This is a genomic window from Hymenobacter sp. M1-2, from assembly GCF_057808495.1.
Map to the genome: position 1 here is coordinate 1 of NZ_JBTYZO010000013.1, position 17,900 is coordinate 17,900.

The 17,900-nt window shown below is 53.6% G+C and carries 14 protein-coding genes; 4 read left to right on the plus strand and 10 right to left on the minus strand.

Annotated features, from left to right (window positions below):
* Nucleotides 1–52 precede the first annotated feature (52 nt).
* Entirely contained in the window at nucleotides 53–394 is a 342-nt protein-coding gene (locus ACYSMN_RS13565) for a hypothetical protein (RefSeq protein ID WP_488924434.1), read from the minus strand.
* Nucleotides 395–761: 367 nt separating this feature from the next.
* Between ACYSMN_RS13565 and ACYSMN_RS13570 the strand changes: the two genes are divergently transcribed.
* Entirely contained in the window at nucleotides 762–2,291 is a 1,530-nt protein-coding gene (locus tag ACYSMN_RS13570; RefSeq protein WP_488924435.1) for a hypothetical protein, read from the plus strand.
* 22 nt (nucleotides 2,292–2,313) lie between these two features.
* Here ACYSMN_RS13570 and ACYSMN_RS13575 read toward each other — a convergent pair whose 3' ends face one another.
* The 7 genes from ACYSMN_RS13575 to ACYSMN_RS13605 form a co-directional block, all read right to left on the minus strand.
* The gene (locus ACYSMN_RS13575) at nucleotides 2,314–2,727 is read right to left on the minus strand and encodes a hypothetical protein (RefSeq protein WP_488924436.1); all 414 of its coding nucleotides are present in this window, start codon (nucleotides 2,725–2,727) and stop codon (nucleotides 2,314–2,316) included.
* A gap of 173 nt (nucleotides 2,728–2,900) precedes the next feature.
* Nucleotides 2,901–3,557 carry a PKD domain-containing protein gene (locus ACYSMN_RS13580; RefSeq protein WP_488924437.1) on the minus strand — a complete coding sequence of 219 codons (657 nt, stop codon included), beginning with the start codon at nucleotides 3,555–3,557 and terminating at the stop codon, nucleotides 2,901–2,903.
* Between the two features lie 2 nt (nucleotides 3,558–3,559).
* Nucleotides 3,560–4,294 (minus strand): LytR/AlgR family response regulator transcription factor, encoded by a 735-nt coding sequence (locus tag ACYSMN_RS13585; protein WP_488924438.1) that lies wholly within the window; start codon nucleotides 4,292–4,294, stop codon nucleotides 3,560–3,562.
* 52 nt (nucleotides 4,295–4,346) lie between these two features.
* On the minus strand, nucleotides 4,347–7,868 hold the full coding sequence (locus ACYSMN_RS13590) for a hybrid sensor histidine kinase/response regulator (RefSeq protein ID WP_488924439.1): 3,522 nt from the start codon (nucleotides 7,866–7,868) through the stop codon (nucleotides 4,347–4,349).
* Nucleotides 7,869–8,182: 314 nt separating this feature from the next.
* A complete protein-coding gene (locus ACYSMN_RS13595; protein WP_488924440.1) occupies nucleotides 8,183–10,216 on the minus strand; it encodes an OmpA family protein in 2,034 nt (677 codons plus the stop codon).
* A gap of 136 nt (nucleotides 10,217–10,352) precedes the next feature.
* Complete coding sequence (locus ACYSMN_RS13600) at nucleotides 10,353–11,417, minus strand: tetratricopeptide repeat protein (protein WP_488924441.1); 1,065 nt, start codon at nucleotides 11,415–11,417, stop codon at nucleotides 10,353–10,355.
* 127 nt (nucleotides 11,418–11,544) lie between these two features.
* Nucleotides 11,545–11,838 carry a hypothetical protein gene (locus ACYSMN_RS13605; RefSeq protein WP_488924442.1) on the minus strand — a complete coding sequence of 98 codons (294 nt, stop codon included), beginning with the start codon at nucleotides 11,836–11,838 and terminating at the stop codon, nucleotides 11,545–11,547.
* Between the two features lie 308 nt (nucleotides 11,839–12,146).
* Here ACYSMN_RS13605 and ACYSMN_RS13610 point away from each other — a divergent pair, with 308 nt between their 5' ends.
* Nucleotides 12,147–12,569, plus strand: a complete 423-nt coding sequence (locus tag ACYSMN_RS13610; RefSeq protein WP_488924443.1) for a BrxA/BrxB family bacilliredoxin — start codon at nucleotides 12,147–12,149, stop codon at nucleotides 12,567–12,569.
* Between the two features lie 129 nt (nucleotides 12,570–12,698).
* Here ACYSMN_RS13610 and ACYSMN_RS13615 read toward each other — a convergent pair whose 3' ends face one another.
* Both ACYSMN_RS13615 and recQ read right to left on the minus strand, forming a co-directional pair.
* Nucleotides 12,699–13,151, minus strand: coding sequence for a GxxExxY protein (locus ACYSMN_RS13615; protein ID WP_488924444.1), 453 nt, complete (start codon nucleotides 13,149–13,151; stop codon nucleotides 12,699–12,701).
* Nucleotides 13,152–13,248: 97 nt separating this feature from the next.
* Nucleotides 13,249–15,444 carry a DNA helicase RecQ gene (gene recQ / locus ACYSMN_RS13620; protein ID WP_488924598.1) on the minus strand — a complete coding sequence of 732 codons (2,196 nt, stop codon included), beginning with the start codon at nucleotides 15,442–15,444 and terminating at the stop codon, nucleotides 13,249–13,251.
* A 166-nt stretch (nucleotides 15,445–15,610) separates the two neighbouring features.
* On the opposite strand from recQ, the gene ACYSMN_RS13625 reads away from it, so the two are divergent.
* Complete coding sequence (locus ACYSMN_RS13625; RefSeq protein ID WP_488924445.1) at nucleotides 15,611–16,588, plus strand: KpsF/GutQ family sugar-phosphate isomerase; 978 nt, start codon at nucleotides 15,611–15,613, stop codon at nucleotides 16,586–16,588.
* 172 nt (nucleotides 16,589–16,760) lie between these two features.
* On the plus strand, nucleotides 16,761–17,849 hold the full coding sequence (locus ACYSMN_RS13630; RefSeq protein WP_488924446.1) for a mannose-1-phosphate guanylyltransferase: 1,089 nt from the start codon (nucleotides 16,761–16,763) through the stop codon (nucleotides 17,847–17,849).
* The last annotated feature ends 51 nt before the right edge of the window (nucleotides 17,850–17,900 follow it).

Below are 17,900 nucleotides of genomic sequence, written 5' to 3' on the forward strand. Positions count from 1 at the left end.
TTACATGCGGAACAGACTTTTTTGACCTAGGCCTACTACCTCGCAACTTGGGTTAGCTAGCTGCTACGCCACCCCAGCCGCTGCTGCCGTGCTCTACTGCGGTGATGCCACCCCAGCCGCTGTTGCCATGTTCTTCTGTGGTAACGCCACCCCAACCGCTTTGACCGTGATCTGCTGCGGTGATGCCACCCCAACCACTTTGGCCATGCTCTTCGGTGGTGATGCCACCCCAACCGCTTTGACCGTGATCTGCTGCGGTGATGCCACCCCAGCCACTTTGACCATGCTCTTCGGTGGTGATGCCACCCCAACCGCTTTGGCCATGATCTAAAAGAGTGGACTCAGTTGTGAGGGTAGCGATTTGAAAAAGGGCGAGGGCGATGAGTTCCAACATGACAGTAGAGTTTGTGTGTTTCAAGTGATTGACTGACACAAAGGTGGGCTATAACCGTACGCTCGTAAAGGAAAGGTAGAGTCTAAAAGTGATTTGTATATTGCAGCTTTTATATTTAACTTTTTCTTTAAAAACAAACACTTTTATCGAAGTCGACTAAGACCACCCTTGATCTTTATCGCTTAACGGAAGATAAATGACTGAAATGTGACATCGGGTCCTCAAAAACTTTCCATCTCACCTAGTACAAAGGTGAATGCATAAGGAGGCAGTTGTAAAGGAAAAAAGTACTTGATTTGTGACAATCGATCAATTGAGGTTTCTAGCCCTTGATAAGCTCTTTAAAACCGTCTGAACGTATTTTACAATGGAAGAACTGAACAATCTAGCACGAATTGTGACAGACCGTCGGCAGAAGGTTCTGCCTCTCTTGGACTTTAATGCTAAAAACAGCACTAACAAAGAGATGGGTTTGATTCAATTGCTAGTAGAAGAGCAAGCGAAATCTCAGCAGCAGGTAATCAGATCGTTATATGGCAAGATAGATGATAATAGTAAAACAGCTTTTCGTAAGTTGAAGTCACGGGTTCAGCAAAAGTTACTGAACCATTTATTCTTTCTTGATGAATCAGATCCACGTCACGCCTTATCGCGTCGTTATGAACAGCAGTGTCTGAGCATGTATTATCAAGTCAGCACGTTATTTGGCGAAGGAGAATATTATAGTGCTGAACGCCTCGCTCGCAAAACATTAAGACTGGCCGAAACAATGGAGTTCACCCAATATGAGGTGATGTGTGGTCAACTGTTGCGAATCATATATGCAGATATGCAACAACCTGGCAAATTTCGGAATATCAATAAAAAACTGAAAATCAGTCAACAGCGTCTATTGCTTGAGGAAGAAGCTGCCAAAATATTTTGGGAGTTGAAGTCGATGCTAGCTTACACAGTACGGTCGCGACAGACCATTCTAGGAAAAATTGACGTTCAAGTCAAACAGTTAGAAGACTTGCATAAAGTAGCAAAAACATTCAACACTTTCGTTTTCCTCTACCGGACGCAACTTATGGTGGAGGAACTAGTTGGGAATTACGAAAAAATAATTCGTCTTACGGCAACTACCGCAAAGAAATGGGAACAGGAAAAAATCAACCGTAAACGTTTCGATAAGCTACTGAACAATTACATGAGTGTGTACGCACACTTGCGTAGCCGGCAGGCTGAGAAAGGTCTAAAGCTAGCAGAAGAGTACGCCAAAGACTTTCATTATGCTTCCAACAATTGGCTATATTTTTTGGAAATATATATGCTGCTAGCTCTGCATGCAGGCCAATATAGCCAAGCTCAAGAACTGTTGCATACAGCGCGAAAAAGCGTTTATTTCACTAAGCAGCGTGATGCGGCGCGGGAGCGTTGGGACTTGTACGAAATGTACTTACAGTTTATCCGACCGGAATCTTCACCACTGCGGGTACGCAGCTTCAACATGTTTATTCAAACGGTGCCGACGCATAGCCGCGATAAACAGGGCTATAATATAGCTGTACTTATTCTCCAATTTATGCACTACTTAAAGAAGCGGGATATAGAAGGATTGCTCGTACGATTAGAAGGGCTGCGCAAGTACCAGCAGCGCCATTTGCGGGAGGCAGGTGCACTTCGTAGCCAGCTATTTTTCAAGATGTTGGCTCTCACGGTCAAAGCAAACTTCGACCCCGCGCTAAGTAAGCAGCGAGCTGCACCGCTGCTGTTGCAGTTGCAAGCTGCGCCTCCGCCCGGTGAGGCATTCTCCGAAATTGAGATTGTGCCCTACGAGCATCTCTGGCAAATCACAATGGAGATTTTGCAAGACACAGCTCTACAGAAAGCCTTAGAGGATAGGCAACTGGTGTAGAGGCCAACATGTTGTGTTGTCGCTAATGCTCAGCGTTTTTCGCAGGCTCGACAATCGCTTTATTATCGGAAAGGCTGATTTGTGTCTGGGTGGCTTCGGCTGGCTTGGGAGCTGTAGCCAAATACCGCTGAAACTGAGCCTCTGTTAAGACCCCTTTGAGCTTCTCGGCGTATTCTTCTTCCACAGTACGCAGCTTGGTTTGGCGCATCGCCGGGTCATCACCGTACATGGTCTTGATCTGGCTCTCCTGTACCAACCGCTCGTAGGTGAGGCGGCGAACCTGTATGGAGCGAGCATCGTCGAGGGAAATGCGGCTAGCTAAGGCTCGCGTGGCTTCCATAGCCTCTGCCCGCAGCCGGTCAGGAGCTTGTTGGGCGGAGGCCGAGAACGAGGCAAGGCTGCTAGCAACAAGCACAACAAGTAGTGTTTTCATCATAGCTCAGGAGAAGATTTGATGGAATGCGAGCGCAATTAAAGCAATTATTTATATGATTAATACATACGAGCTATATATTTTGAAACTAACTCAGATAAAACAGACAATTATGTCCTCTAGTGATACATGGTACGCTAGATGCACTTAATGAACCAGTTACCTAATATCTTCATCTACGGGGCTGCTAGTACGGTCACAAGCTGGCTAACACAATGGCTGTCGGGGCAAGAACCAGGGCCGTTGGCGCGGAGGGCCATACGCACGGAATATTTGCCGGGCCGCCGAAAAATGTGCTCTACACGGCGTCCGTTGGAAACGGCCCCATCCCGAAAATCCCAGAGGACGACTACGTTCTCACAGGCAGGCAACTGCGAGTCTACCGCGTCGAAAACGACACGTTGGCCCACCCGAACCGCGGCAGGAGTAGCGGTGAAGTTGAGTACTACTTCTTTAGTGAAATCAACAGGAATAAGCTTTTCGGCCGCGCGTACTTCGCCGGTTTTCTCGTCTATTACATCCAACTGCACGGTGTAAAGGCGGCGGGCAGCGTAGCAATGAGTAACAGCAAGGCCGGTTAGGGTGGTGCCGTCACCCATTTGCCAACGAAACGTGAGTGGACCGGCCGCGGAATCCACGGATGCCCTGGCATCAAGGTCCACACAGAGTTCCGCTGCGCGTGGTTGCGGGCAGGTTACGCTCAACGTATCGCCAGCCCGCTGAGCGTATGCAGCACGCAACGGCAACAAAATCAGCAGCCCAAGTAGCACCGCAACGCAGGAAAGACACCTAATGGACCTCTCCCAGCGAAAACGGGTGCTAACAGCGTACATTGTTAGAATTTATTGAGCCGCTGAAATACCTCACGCATGTAAGTCTGACCAATAGAGATGTGCTTGCCATCGATTAGAATGGTATTGTCTTCTATGGCTTGTATACGCTTGAGGTTGACGATGAATGAGCGGTGAACCCGCACAAACATGGTTGATGGAAACTTCTCCTCCACCGCTTTCATAGTGCTGTACACGATGAGTTTGCTTTGCCCCGTCACGATATGCACGTAGTCGCCGAGGGCTTCAACGTAGCGTACATCGTCGAAAATAACCTTGACAAGCTTAGTGTCAACTTTCACGAAAGTGAAGTCGGACGTGTCGGCGGGGGCAGAGATGGCAGTGGAGGCTGGCTCGGCAGCGGGGCGAGCTTCAAAAAGTTCTAGTGCGCGCTGAGCAGCTTTCAGAAAACGTCCGTAGCTAATAGGCTTTACCAAATAGTCGACTACATCGTGCTCAAAAGCTTCGACGGCATAGTGCTTGCTGCTGGTAATGAGGACGACTAGCGGCGGATTCTGGAGGGTGCGTAGCAAATCAATGCCGGACATCAACGGCATTTCCACGTCCAGAAATAATACATCAACAGCTTGGCCGCGGAGCACTTCAGCCGCTTGTACGGCGCTTTCGCAACTGCCAACAACTGTTAGGAAGGGCGTACTAAGGATACAGTTTTCGACAACCTGTATAGAAAAAGGATCGTCGTCGACTATCAGACAGCGGAGAGGAGTAGAGTGGGGCATACGTTCAAAGGTAAACTATCCCCCGAAAAAAATACAATCGTCTTGACTTTGCTTAATTTTTTTGGGCCCGCTCCCGCAACGGCGCGTACAGCGCGTCTAATTGTTCTTCTATTTGGTCGAGAATGATAGCCAGAGGAGCCGTTTCGGTAGCTTGCCGCGCCTGTTGTTCCAAGGTATCGAGGGCGACATGTAGCGTATCGACACCGAAGTAGGCAACTTGGCCTTTCAACTTATGCGCCGTACGAGCCAGCGTATCCGTGTCGGCCGCTGAAAAGGAATCAGCAAGCTGCTGCTGAAGGGCTGGGGCCTGCGTTAGAAAAGTGGAAATGGCCTGCTTAACAAAGGCTTCGTTGCCGCTGGCCAACTCCTCTAACAGTGTCAGGTCGAGTGGGCTGTGCGAGGAGGTGGCTTTCGTGTTGAGTAATTTGGCTGCGGTAGGCGGGGGCAGTGTAGCCCGGCCAGTGTAGTGGGCCAAGCGGCTAAAAAGCACAGCCGGATCAAAAGGTTTAGCCAGGGTATCATTCATACCGGCCGCTAGCGCTAGGATGCGGTCTTCGGGCAGAGCCGAAGCGGTGAGACCAATGATGGGAAACTGCTGGGCGTCGGGGAAACGGGCCCGCAGCTGGCGTGAAGCTTCGTAGCCGTCCATCTCGGGCATTTGCACGTCCATCAGTACGGCGTCGTACTCCCCGGTCTCGGCGGCTTGTACGGCTAGTCGGCCGTTGGGGGCTATGGTGACGTGCACGTTCCAGGCTTCTAGGGTCTTGCGCGCCACTAATTGGTTTAATTCATTGTCTTCGGCAACCAGCACGCGCAACGCAGGTTCGAAGCAACCGACGGCCAAGCTGGCTTCGTCGGGCACCGTAGTGGGGTCGGCAACAGGATAGGCAATGTCGAAGGAGAACACGGAGCCAGCATCTTCCGCACTCTCCACCCACAATTGGCCGCCATGCAATTCCACCAAGTTACGAGCAATGCTTAAGCCCAAGCCAGTACCGCCAAATTGCCGGGTTGTGCTGGCGTTGGCTTGCGAAAAATCCTCAAAAATGGTGTCCAGCTTAGCTGCCGGAATACCGATGCCCGTGTCTTGCACTGCGAAACGTACTACCGGTTGATCAGGATTTTCGCTGTTAGTAACAGCTACCCGTACCGTGATGCCGCCGGTAGCAGTGAATTTTACGGCGTTGCCAACAAGGTTGACAAGAACTTGATTGAGCCGCACCGGGTCGCCGAGGACGGCAATGGGCACGTCGGGAGCTAAATCGAGATGGAAGTAGAGGTGCTTGCTTTCCGTAGCGAAGCGGAACATGCTAGCTACACGCCGAAGCAGATCAGGCAGATGAAACGGCGTGTGTTCGAGGGTGAGCTTGCCAGCCTCGATTTTCGAGGAATCCAGAATATCATTGAGAATGACCAACAGGTTCTGCGACGACGATTGCACGGCTTCTAGGTACTCCTTTTGCTCGTGGGTCACGGGCGTTTGGCGCAATAGGTGCGTGAGACCAATAACGGCATTCATGGGCGTGCGGATTTCATGGCTCATGTTAGCCAGAAATTGCGCTTTTGCCCGTCGCGAAGCTTCGGCAGCGTCGCGGGCTACCGTTAGCTCGGCATTCATCTCTTCAATGTGGGCTTTTTGGCGCTGCAGTTGCCGAGTGCGCTTGCGCACGGTGGTTTCCAACTGCAACTTCTGCTGCCGCAAGATAGCCTCCCGGCCCCGCATGAAAGCCCAGATACTCGCTGCTACCGCCAACACACTCAGAACACCAAACCACCACGTCCGCCAAAAAGGGGTAGCAATGCTGAAGGAAACCGTAGTGGGAGTGCTCCAGGCGCCTTGTTCGCCGCGGCGGGAGCGTACTTCAAATACGTAGCGTCCGGCATCGAGGCGGGGGTACTGCACCTCATTTTCGGTGGCAGGTAGGCTCCACTCTTCCACGTAGCCGCGCAGGCGGTGTTGATACTGCCACGTTCCCGCGGGCGCCAAGCTAGCCGCTCGAAAACGAAATCCTACCCGATGCCGTTTGGCCGTAAGCTCCCCGAGGCTAGTGGCTGCAAAATCGAAACCCAAGCGCCGCTCTTCGTCTATATCTACCGCCGGAACCGTGAGGCGAGGCAGTGTAGAAGACGGCAAGTGCGCGGTGGAAAATCGTATGAGCCCAGCCCGACTAGCTACCCAGACAAGGCCAGCCATATCCGTTTGCGCGGCATTTGGTAGCAGATCCCGTACCAGCGGGTTCTCGGCGGAGGTCAGGACTTGGAAGGTGTGGGTGCGGGTGTTGAAGCGGCTCAGGCCGTTGCGGTGCACAAGTAACAGGTCGTTGCCGGGTAGGGCGGCAAAGCCGTAGCAGTAATTGTTGGGCAGGCCTTGCTGTCTGGTGTATTGGCGAAATTGGCCGTGCTCGAAGCAGTATACTCCGTCGCCTTCTGTGCCCACCCAAATGCGGCCCGTGGCGTCCTCATGCAGGGCGGCAATGTCTTCGCCACCTGGCAATAGCCGATGAATTTGAAACCGCCCGTCGGGTTCCCGTACTGCCAATCCCGTACCGTGCGTACCGAACCACACTCGTCCAGCCCGATCAACCAGCAGCGTGTAAATATCGTTGTGAAGCAAGCCATTAGCAGTAGTAAATTGCTCCACTGCGCCACTTGCCATTATGTGCCAGGCTCCTTCACCAACGGTACCTAGCCAAAGCCCACCCTGAGCATCGGAGGCCAGAGCCGTGATGCTCAACTCGCTCGGAATTTGTGCAAGACGCGTAGGGTTACTTGTAGGACCGAGTCTAGGGGTGTTTTTGGTAGAGTTACTTCGGTTGTATCGCCACACTCCGTGGCCCGTAGTGCCGAGCAGTATACTGGCGTCGGTAGTCAGCAGCGCTGATACTTCCTGTTGAAAACCTGGAGTTTTGGTTAGTAGCTGTAAGCCAGCGGCGCCAGGCCGCACAAGATATAGGCCCTGCTGCGTTCCGAACTCCAACGTTTGGCTGGTCCGGCCCAGAGCCGTAGGGCGAAGAGGACTCGAAAAGAGAGTGAACTGCTCATCGGTGAGCCGCCATAAGCCCTGCCCCGAGGTTCCTAGCCAGCGGTTACCTTCGGTATCCCGTAGCAAACAGCTCACCTGGGTTCCTGAGGGCAACTGGGTGGCGAGGCGCTGCTGCCAAGCCGTGGCAGCGGTATCGGGAACAGGCAGGCCATGAATGGCAGTAGTTGCCAGTTGCTGAAATTTGGTTCCGTACTGCCGGGAGCGGCCACCTTGATAGTGGCCTATCAGCAGGCGGCCGGTGGAATCTTCGAGTTGCAGGTCCGTTACGAAATCTTCGGCTAGTCCGTCTTTGGTGGTGAACGTGATAAAATCCGCACCATCGTATCTAACCAAACCCTCCGCTGTACCGATCCACAAATAGCCCTGTTGGTCTTGTGCTAGAGCATAAATGAAAGGCGTTACTAAACCGTCTGCTGGCCCAAACTGCTTCAGAAACTGCCGCGCTGGTAATGTCTGAGCCTGGCTTTGCTGACTAAGCAGCAGAAACAGCAGGAACAGACAACGAAACAGCGTAGAAAAAGCGCGAAGCACAGGCGATAGTCGGGGGCAGAGCAACAGAACCAGGATGTCCGGCAAGGTAGGTTTCTAGTTATCCTTTGTCCGGCAATAATCGGGGAACGGGTGCTCTTTCTCGCCGAACCGGTCTCGCTACTGGTTCACATGGCGTTGCGCAAAGCCCGGGTTGTATTCTCGAATGTAGCTGAACCGTAAGCTCAGCCATTACGCAAAACCGGGACAAGAACTACAGTTCGTGCCCCGGTCAGCTTGTTGCATAAAACCCCGGTTCCAGGCCTTGTTTGCAGAGACCTCCCGGTTGCAGAAATTGCTTTGCTTGCCCCTTTAAACTACTTGCCAGTCACTTTAAACTCGGTGCGGCGGTTCTGTTGGCGGCCGGCCTTGGTGGAGTTGGTAGCTACCGGCTGCGTATCGCCGTAGCCCGCGAAAGTGAGACGGTCCTTCGTCACGCCTTTTTGCACGAGGTAGTCTACTACGGCTTTGGCGCGGCGTTGCGAGAGGTCTTTGTTGTAGGCGTTGTTGCCCACGTTGTCGGTGTGGCCCGAGATTTCGAGGCGCAGGGCGGGCGTTTCGGTCAGCAGTTTTTGCAGGCGTTGCAGTTCGCCGGTGCTCTCCTTCCGTAGCGTGGCTTTGTCGAAGTCGAAGAAGATGTTGTTGAGTACCACCTTCACGCCCACATCGAGCTTCTTGAGCTGCACGTCTTTCACCACTTCCGAATAGGCGGCGCCAGCTGGCAGGTCAAAGTTTTCGGAGTGGAATAGGTAGCCTTCTTTCCGCACTACAATGCCGTAGTTAACGCCGGAAGGCAAACTCACCAAGTAGCGCCCCGACTGGGCATTGGCCTGAAAGGAAGCAATGTTTTCGTTGCGCGAGTTATCAATTACGTCAATAGTAGCTTCGAGTGGCTGCTTGGTGCCAGCGTCCGTCACGGTGCCTTTCAGGATGGTAACCTGGGCCGTGGCAACGGGCACTGGCGGGGCCAGCTGCGTTTCCTTCACGGGCTGGGCGCGCGAGGCCAGCAACTGATCTTCTTGGCTGAGCACCGGCGGCTTTTCTTCGCCTAAGAACGTGATTTGGTAGATATCTTTCGAGCCCAAACCATCATCGCGGAAGGAGGAATAGTACCCGTGCCGCCCGGAAGCTGAAATCACGAAGAACACGTCGTCGTCGGGCGTATTGATGGGCCAACCGAGGTTTTCAGGCGTGCTCCATTTACCGTTTTCGAACGTCGACTTGAAGATGTCGTAGCCGCCCATCGAATTGTGGCCTTCCGAGGAGAAATACATCGTTTTGCCATCGGGATGCAGAAACACGCCTTCTTCGCCGTAGGGAGTGTTGATAGGAGCGCCCAAGTTCACGGCTGGCCCTCGGCCTTCTATCTCGATCTTGTAAATGTCGCGGCTGCCCAGGCCACCGGGCTTGTCGCTCACGAAAAACAGGCTCCGCCCATCCGGCGTGTAAGCCGCCGACGATTCGTGGGCCTTGGTGTTGATGCGGTTGCCGAGTTGTTTGGGTTTGGCCCACACGGCGCCGCGCAGGTTGCTTTCGTTGAGGTCACCGCCATTGTCTTCCACGTACACCAGCATACGCTGAGCATCTGGGGCAAGGCCCACGGTGGCGTCGTGGCCGGCGGTATTTACGGTTTCCCCTAAGTTGGTGGCAGCTCCCCAGGTGTCGCCTTGGCGGGTGCTTTGGAACACGTCTTCGAAGAAACCACCCGATTCTGGGTCTTTCTCCCCACCCGTGGAACCCTGGCGGCGCGAGGTAAACAGAATCACCGATTCGTCGGCCGAAATCACCGGTCCGTAGTCGGGGTAGGGAGAGTTGATGCCTGGCCCCGCGTTATCAACGAACACGCGGATGGGCTTGGCGGCCAGCTTGCGGCCGTTTTCGCACTCCTGGATTTTCTTCTGGATGTCCTGCGTGAAACCCGCCGTATTCTTAGTGCCGGTAGCGGGCGTGGCCTGTTTGTACTCGGCTATGGCTTCCTGCCACTTACCGTTGAGGTGCAGCCCGCGCCCCAGCAGATAATGAATGCGCGTATCGACACCTGAGTTGAGCTTATAGGCTTTCTGCAAGTAGGCCAAGGCTCGCGGCTTGAACCCGGAATGCAGGTAACAATCTCCAATCCGGAGGTTGAGACGGGCGTTTTCGGCGTTCAGCTTTTGCGCTTCGAGGTAGTGGGGCAGGGCTTGCTCGTAGCGCGGCGGATCCATTTCGTACCACTCATCGCCGGTCTTAATTTCTTTGATTGCCGCCTTTAGCCCATCCTTATTATCGCCGAATTGCTCTTTGCTGAACTCAACGTTTTGAGCCTGCGCAGTAGCGGAAAGCAACAGGAAAGCAAGTAGATATTTGTGCATATGGTGGGGGCGCGTCGCACGTGCCCGTTGGGTTTGAAGGATGAGGGGACGCACAGCACGCGCCCAGCATAGAAATTAGATGCAGAAGAACACCTTGCGTGTGTCGCTCCACGGCACGGGCGCGTGCAACAGGCCGCTATTCTGCGTCGCCGCAGCCGGAATTGGCGGCGTAGTTATTCCCAATTTCCAGACCCAGCTCGGCCGCCTTGCGCCAGTCTTGGCACGCCCCATCGGTGTTGCGCAGCATTTCGCGGGCGTGGCCGCGGTTGAGGTAAGCTTCGGCGTACTGTGGGTTGAGGGCAATGGCACGGCTTGCGTCGGCTTCGGCCTTTTTGTAGTCTTCTAGTTTGAGGTAGGCCGCGGCGCGGTTGTTCCACGCGAAGGCGTAGGTGGCGTCCAATTCCACAGCTTTTCCAAAGTCTTCAGCCGCACCCTTGTAATTCGCCGCATCGTAGCGGGCGGCGCCGCGGTTGGTATACGCCGTGGGGTTGTCGGGCTTTTTCTGGATGTACTCCGAATAATCAGCCTGGGCTCCTTTCAAGTCGCCGGCGCGGCGCTTGGTGCTGGCACGGTTCAGCAGGGCCGGCAATAGGTCGGGCTGTAAGCTCAGCGCTTTGGTATAATCCTGGATGGCGGCCGGATATTCCTTGAGCTGCCGCTCCGCGCTGGCCCGGTCGTGCCAGGCGTAGGCGTAGTTGGGGTCGGCTTTGGTGGCTTGGTCAAAATCAGCCTTGGCCGCTTTGTAGTCGCCTTTTTCGAAGCGCAAGGCACCCCGGTAATACCAGGCCGGCGCGTAGTTTGGGCTGGCTTCTACGGCTTTAGTGTAGTCCTGTTCCGCTTCGGCGGGCTGCTTCAACGCCTCTTTGGCTTGCCCGCGTCCGAAGTAATGGGTACCGGTCGGTTCGAGTTTGATAGCCGCGTCGTAATCCTCGACGGCCGGCTGGTATTCTTTGAGTTCGTAGCGCACTGCGGCGCGATTATAAAAGGCTTTGGCAAAATCCGGCTTGGTTACCAGAGCTTTGTCAAAGTCCTGTAGCGCAGCACGGTAACTCTTCTGGTTGAATTTGGCTACCCCGCTATTGTATAGCTTTTCGGCTTGCTGAGCGGGCGGTAGCGTGGAAGCCCGTACGCTATCCACCTGGGCTTGAGCAGCCAAAGCCAGCAGACTAGCAGCAGCAGTTAAAAGTATCGGTTTGCGCATAGATTCCGTTGAGTTTGATTCGGCCGGATAAATGTAATTTTAATTGCGCAAACGGCGGAAAATCAACGCATATTTTGTTGTATGGTAGAATTATGGCAAGGTGAATTAGTAGCCTTACTAGGGCAGTCTAACTGGTCAGCTGGGTCTGGGTCAGCTCCTGCCATTCCGTACGGATGGAACCATGAAAAACCGGGCGCCCTGCTCGCTGATACCAGTAGGCGGCATTGCCAGCATCGCCTTCTTGGCGGTGGAGCAGGGCGTGGAGCCAGTTGTGGAGCGGGTCGTCTTCGTGCTGCTGGGCAATATCGTGCGCGAGGGACCATTCGTCACGGCCGGCGTGCCAGAGAGCGAGTAGCAGCGGCGAGAGGCCAGCGGGCGGCGTGTGTTGGGTGAGCGAGGCGGAGAAGTCAGCGTAAGTCATGCGAATGGTTAGCAAAGAGTAGGAGCGAGAGTGTGTCGCCGTCCGTGTACGTGTTCACTTACAGACCAGATTTGAACTGCAGCTGAATTATGAGCGCCTAGTGACTGATTGACACTGTGGCTTCAAGGGCCATTGGAAGTGTGTTGGAAGTGAGAAAGTAAGTCGTAAAAAAGCGCCGCTTGTAAAACTTAGGGAGGCGCAAACGGGTTGAATACGCCGACTGCAGAACCACACCACTTATTGCGTATTTTTGCGGTGGCGGCACACTACAGTCCGTCATTTCTCACTCTCACGCCTAGCTTTTACCTATGGCTACGTACCCCGAATACATGGTTGCTCCCATTCGCCAGGACCTCGTTGAGGTTGGCTTCGAGCAACTGATGACCCCCGAAGAAGTAGATGCTGCTCTCGCTGAGCAAAAAGGCACCGTGCTGGTAGCCGTAAACTCGGTCTGCGGCTGCGCTGCCGCCAAAGCCCGCCCCGCTCTGAAAATGGCCATTTCCAGCTCCGACAAAAAGCCTGCGAAGCTCGTAACGGTATTCGCTGGCATGGAAACCGAAGCCGTGGCCAAAGTACGGGAGCACCTGCTGCCGTATCCGCCCAGCAGCCCGAGCATCGCACTGTTCAAAGACGGCGAATTGGTGCATATGATCGAGCGCTACCACATTGAAGGCAATGACCTCATGCGCATCGTCAACAACCTGCAAGGCGCCTTCCAGGAGTACTGCTGATCACGGATTAGCGCGGATTTTAGCGGATTACACGGATTTTGTGAACGGCTCCTGATGATTCGGGGGCCGTCTTCTTTTTTGCCTCTTGTTTGAAATCGGTGATTTCTGTTCCTGTGTATGCTCGTGGCGTTAATCTAGATGTACAGGATTGTGGAGGAAGCGCCGGAATTTTAGGCTGGCTTCACCAAAATTAATGAGCAAGGCCACTTCGAGCCGATATGCTTTTAGGTAGTTTATTACTTGCGCGCAATGTGCATCGGTTAGCTCCTGAATTGCTTTCAACTCCACCAAGACATCGTTCTCCACCAAAAAATCGGCTCGTCTGGACCCAATGTTGGTGCTTTTATAAAACACGGGTAGATGCACTTCGCCCTGAAAAGCAACGCCTTCCTGCTGTAGCTCCACCGCCATTCCGCGCTGGTAAATCAATTCTGGAAATCCGCTGCCCAGCTCTTGATGCACACGCATCGCACAGCCAATAACTTTCTTCGTCAACTCATTATGTCGATTATCCAGCAGCATAGAAGCACCAAGAAAATGATTGTAGTATTCAATTTCAGTGATAAAGTAAATAAACCACACTCTCAAACAAACAGCAAAACAAAAAAGACGGCCCCCGAATCATCAGGAGCCGTCCACAAAATCCGTGTAATCCGCTAAAATCCGCGCTAATCCGTGATCAGTTGGCCACTTCACTTAGGAATTTGATGCGCATGAGGCGCAGGTCTTCCTCGGTGTAGTCGTCGGTGCCTAGCTCTTTGAGGGCCACGGCGATATTGTCTGTGTTGGCCGACATGAAGTAGTCGTAGATTTCTTCTTGGCGGTCCTGGTCCAGCACGCCGTCGATGTAGTAGTCGAGGTTGAGCTTGGTGCCGGAGTAGCAGATGTGCTCGATTTCTTCCATCAGCTCCCGCATGTCGATGCCCTTGGAAGAGGCAATTTCCTCCAGGTCCATCTTCTTGTCGATCTGCTGGATGATGTAGATCTTGATTTTCGACTTGTTGACAGCCGACTTTACCACTACATCGGTAGCAGTTTCGATATCGTTTTCTTCTACGTACTTCTTTATGAGGGCCAAGAAGGGCGCGCCAAACTTCTGCGCCTTGCCTTGGCCTACGCCGCCCACGTGCGCCAAGTCCTCCATCTTCACGGGGAAGGTGGTGGCCATTTCCTTGAGCGAAGGGTCCTGGAAGAGCACGTAGGGCGGCAGGTTTTTCTCCTTCGCCATCTTCTTCCGCAGGTCCTTCAGCATCTGAAACAGGGTTTCGTCGTGGCCAGCGGCGTGCTGCACCTCTTCCTGTTCCTGCTCTTCCTTCACCTCCTCCTCGTAGTCGTGGTCTTTGGTGAGCTTGATAGAATGGGGATTGTCGATGAAGTCCATACCCTTGTCGGTGATTTTTACAACGCCGAAGCTTTCAATATCCTTCTCCAATAAACCAAAAATCAGGCACTGCCGCAACAGCGAGTGCCAGAACTGCGCATCGTGGTCTTTGCCTTGCCCGTATATAGGCAAGCCATTGTGGCCGTAGCTCTCTACGTGGGCGTTGTTCATGCCCATCAGCACGGTACCAATGTGGTCGAGGCCGAACCGTTGGTCGGTTTGCACCACGGCTTTTAGCGCCATCGCCACCTCATCCTTGGCCTCGAAACGCTCTTTCGGGTGCTTGCAGTTGTCGCAGAAGCCGCAGTCTTTGGGGTACGTTTCGCCGAAGTAGTGGAGCAGTTGCTTGCGGCGGCACACGGCCGAATCGGCGTAGTTAGCCATTTCCTGGAGCAACAGCTTGGAGTTGTCGCGCTCCGTCACGGGCTTGTCCTTGTTGAATTTCTCCAGCTTCACAATGTCGTCGTAGCTGTAGAACATCAGGCAGTCGCCATCGAGGCCGTCGCGGCCGCCGCGGCCGGTTTCCTGGTAGTAGCCTTCGATGCTTTTGGGCGTGTCGTAGTGAATTACGAAGCGCACATCGGGCTTATCGATGCCCATGCCAAAAGCAATGGTGGCCACAATTACGTCGCAGTCCTCACTCAGAAACGCGTCCTGGTTGGCCATGCGCACGTGCGGGTCGAGGCCGGCGTGGTAGGGGAGGGCGCGCACATCATTGACGCGCAGCAACTCGGCAATCTCCTCTACCTTCTTGCGGCTCAGGCAATACACGATACCCGCCAAACCTTTTCGCTGCTTCACGTACTGAATCAGCTGCTTTTTAGTATTGTGCTTGGGCCGGACTTCGTAGTACAGATTGGTGCGGTTGAACGAGGTCTTGAACACCGACGCATCGTCCATTTGCAGGTTCTTCTGGATATCGAGCTGCACCTTGGGCGTGGCAGTGGCCGTGAGAGCAATAATGGGCACCTGCCCAATGTTGTCGATGATACCCCGAATGCGGCGATACTCCGGCCGGAAGTCATGGCCCCACTCCGAAATACAGTGCGCCTCATCGATAGCGACGAAGCTGATGGTGGCTTTCTGCAGAAAGTCGATGGTTTCGTCCTTCGTCAGGCTTTCGGGCGCTACGTACAGCAGTTTCACTTCGCCGCTAATCACATCCTTCTTCACCCGGTTCATCTCCGATTTCGACAAGGTCGAATTCAGAAATTGCGCGTTTACGCCAAATGCGTTGAGCTGATCCACCTGATTTTTCATCAGGGCAATGAGCGGCGAGATGACAATAGCTGTGCCCGGCAATACCAAGGCGGGCAACTGATAGCACAGGCTTTTGCCCGCGCCAGTAGGCATGATAACGAAGGTGTTATGGCCTTCAATGATGTTTTGGATGATGGCCTCCTGCGTTCCGCGGAACTGCCCGTACCCAAAAACTTCCTTTAACTTGCCTTTCAAATCAGTTTTTTCACTGATTACAGTGTTCACAGCTGGCATCGACATCCTCACTTGCTCGGTTGGAAAATTCAGACAGTTTTCTCCGCGTGGTGCGGTGTCTGTCTCAATCTAGGGATTTTTGAAGTATTGAGTAATGGGTAGCGGATAAAAGATCAAAACTTGTTTTGTAAGCGTCTTCCACCCGTAATACCTAATCAAATTTAGATTGAAACCGCAGAAAGAACTTCATTCCATTGCAAAAAAAGTCCTTTTGCATGAAGCCGAAGCTATCATTGGCGTAGCGGAAGCCATTCAACAAACCCCTGATTTTGCACAATGTGTGGAGGCCATTTTGGCTCTGCGCGGCCGGGTGGTGGTAACAGGCATTGGAAAAAGTGCGCACATTGCCGGTAAAATTGTAGCTACGCTGAACTCCACGGGCACACCAGCTTTATTCATGCACGCCGCCGACGCCATTCACGGTGATTTAGGCATGATTCAGCCGGAAGATTTTGTAATTGCCATCAGCAAGAGCGGCGACACACCCGAAATAAAAGTGCTGGTGCCGCTGCTCAAGCGTAAGCAAGTGCCCCTGGCCGCCCTCGTCAGCAACGCCGATTCCTACTTAGCGCAACAAGCCGACTACGTGCTCCACGCCCCCGTAGACCGCGAAGCTTGCCCGCATAACCTGGCTCCCACCACCAGTACCACCGCCGCCTTAGCCCTCGGCGACGCGCTGGCCGTGTGCCTGCTCGAAAGCCGGGAGTTTACGCGCCAGGATTTTGCCCGCCTGCATCCCGGCGGAACGCTCGGTAAGCAGCTCTACCTGAAAGTAGGAGACTTGAGCCGCCAAAACCAACAGCCCCAAGTTCTCGACGATGCGCCACTCAAGGACATCATTCTAGAAATCTCTGGTAAGCGCCTCGGAGCCACCGCCGTACTTGATGCCCACGGTCAACTCCAGGGCATCATCACCGATGGGGATTTACGCCGTATGCTCGCCAATTTTGCGGGCCGGTTGGAAGACGTCCGCGCCCAAGACATTCTCACGGCCAACCCAGTGAGCGTGGACGTTGATGATTTTGCCGTGGAAGCTCTGGCCCGCATGCAGCAGCGCAACATCACCCAGCTCATCGTGACGGAAGAAGGCCGATTCAGTGGCTTCATTCACTTACACGATTTGCTGCGGGAAGGATTGGTGTAATACTATCAACTTGTATTGCGCTTCGTGCAAGACTAACTGTTGTTCGATGCTAGATCAAAGCGTTGCAGCAGGAAGTGACTTCAGCCTACCCCGCTCGTTCCCCACAAAATCGGATATTTGTGTCCCTGTTTCTTTCAGCGCTCCAACTTCAACGGTGCGGCAGGCTCTACTTATGAATCAACACACCTATCTCGTCGTCATGGCGGGCGGTATTGGCAGCCGTTTCTGGCCCTTCAGCCGTACCAATCATCCCAAACAGTTTCATGATGTGTTAGGCGTGGGCCGTTCCATGCTGCAACTTACTGTTGATCGGTTTGCCGGTATTTGCGCACCCGAAAACGTATATGTTGTCACGAACCGCGACTACCGGGAACTGGTGCAGCAGCACTTGCCGGAACTGCCCGCCGACCAAATTCTGGGTGAGCCCATTGGCCGTAATACGGCGCCGTGCATTGCATATGCCAGCTACCGCATCGCGCAACGCGACCCTCAGGCGGTGATAGTAGTAACGCCCGCCGACCACGCTGTGCTACGCGAAGAAGAGTTCCGGCGCGTTATTTCATTGGCGGTTGATGCGGCTCGCACGCACGAAGTATTGATCACGCTCGGTATCCAGCCCTCTCGCCCCGATACCGGCTACGGCTACATTCAATACATGGATGACGCGGGAGGTACGTTGGCTAATGATCTGAAAAAGGTTAAAACCTTCACGGAGAAGCCGAATTTAGAGCTGGCCAACATGTTTCTGGAAAGTGGCGACTTTCTTTGGAACTCGGGCCTGTTTGTGTGGCGGGCCGACGTGATTTTGCATGCCTTCCACCAATACTTAAGCGATATTTCAGAAGTATTCGACGAAGGCGAGGCGCAATTAGGCACCGACCAAGAAGAAGCCTTCATCTCTGAAGCGTATTCCCGCTGCCGCAACATTAGCATCGACTATGGCATAATGGAAAAGGCCGACAACGTGTATGTGCTCCCCGCCGATTTCGGCTGGAGCGACCTGGGCACCTGGGACTCACTGCATCGTATGGGCCGCCGTGATGAAAACGGCAACGTGGTAGATGGCGACGCCATTCTCTACGACACGCACGAATGCGTAATCAAGACGCCTTCAGAACGCCTCGTGGTGGTGCAAGGGCTCGAAGGCTACATTGTAGCAGAATACGATAACGTGCTCCTGATCTGTAAACGCACAGAGGAGCAACGAGTGAAGGACTTTGTGGCGGATGTAAAAGCCAAAAAAGGCCACGGGTATAATTGAATAAAGAATTGAGAAGGAGGAATTAACCGTTCAACGATACCATCAGATGAG